This window comes from Agromyces sp. NPDC058126, from assembly GCF_042884595.1.
GTDB lineage: Bacteria > Actinomycetota > Actinomycetes > Actinomycetales > Microbacteriaceae > Agromyces.
This window is the reverse complement of the sequence record NZ_JBHVTS010000012.1, coordinates 1-1,564: the sequence shown is the minus strand read 5'-3', so window position 1 is coordinate 1,564 and position 1,564 is coordinate 1. Positions and strand designations below refer to the sequence as shown.

Sequence of the window (1,564 nt, the reverse complement as noted above, 5' to 3'; positions counted from 1 at the left end):
CAGCAGGCGTTGGCCCTATATGCTGCAATGACACGACTTCGGTGATGTGCTTGAGCCCCGCTACATTGTCGGCGCGGAATCACTTGACCAGTGAGCTATTACGCACTCTTTCAAGGGTGGCTGCTTCTAAGCCAACCTCCTGGTTGTCTCTGCGACTCCACATCCTTTCCCACTTAGCACACGCTTAGGGGCCTTAGTCGATGCTCTGGGCTGTTTCCCTCTCGACCATGGAGCTTATCCCCCACAGTCTCACTGCCGCGCTCTCACTTACCGGCATTCGGAGTTTGGCTAAGGTCAGTAACCCGGTAGGGCCCATCGCCTATCCAGTGCTCTACCTCCGGCAAGAAACACACGACGCTGCACCTAAATGCATTTCGGGGAGAACCAGCTATCACGGAGTTTGATTGGCCTTTCACCCCTAACCACAGGTCATCCCCCAGGTTTTCAACCCTGGTGGGTTCGGTCCTCCACGAAGTCTTACCTCCGCTTCAACCTGCCCATGGCTAGATCACTCCGCTTCGGGTCTTGAGCGTGCTACTCAATCGCCCTATTCGGACTCGCTTTCGCTACGGCTTCCCCACACGGGTTAACCTCGCAACGCACCGCAAACTCGCAGGCTCATTCTTCAAAAGGCACGCAGTCACGACGCACTGAGCAAGCTCATGCGCGACGCTCCCACGGCTTGTAGGCACACGGTTTCAGGTACTATTTCACTCCGCTCCCGCGGTACTTTTCACCATTCCCTCACGGTACTATCCGCTATCGGTCACCAGGGAATATTTAGGCTTAGCGGGTGGTCCCGCCAGATTCACACGGGATTTCTCGGGCCCCGTGCTACTTGGGTGTCTCTCAAACGAGCCGCTGATGTTTCGACTACGGGGGTCTTACCCTCTACGCCGGACCTTTCGCATGTCCTTCGCCTACATCAACGGTTTCTGACTCGTCCCACGGCCGGCAGACCGTAGAAGAGAGATCCCACAACCCCGCATGCGCAACCCCTGCCGGGTATCACACACATACGGTTTGGCCTCATCCAGTTTCGCTCGCCACTACTCCCGGAATCACGGTTGTTTTCTCTTCCTGCGGGTACTGAGATGTTTCACTTCCCCGCGTTCCCTCCACACTGCCTATGAGTTCAGCAGCGGGTGACAGCCCATGACGACTGCCGGGTTTCCCCATTCGGAAACCCCCGGATCAAAGCCTGGTTGACGACTCCCCGGGGACTATCGTGGCCTCCCACGTCCTTCATCGGTTCCTGGTGCCAAGGCATCCACCGTGCGCCCTTAAAAACTTGGCCACAGATGCTCGCGTCCACTGTGCAGTTCTCAAACAACGACCAGCCACCCATCACCCCGCTCTGACAGGCGAGTTCACTTGGTCCGGCACTGAGGAAAGTTCATTCCCTCAGACACCCAACAGCGTGCCCGGCTCAGTCAGTTGATGTGATTCGCGTTCCACGCCGAAGCAGTACTAGCAAACCCATCTAACTCACTGTGCCGAATAGTCAACGGTCCACCCATGAGCTACCACCGTCGGACGTTTGCCGACGAAATGGCTCTTGAAC

General features: G+C 57.0%; 1 rRNA gene. It reads right to left on the bottom strand.

Annotated features, from left to right (window positions below):
- A 23S ribosomal RNA gene (locus ACFVTR_RS19125) occupies positions 1–1,297 on the bottom strand; the annotation flags it as partial.
- Positions 1,298–1,564 lie beyond the last annotated feature (267 nt).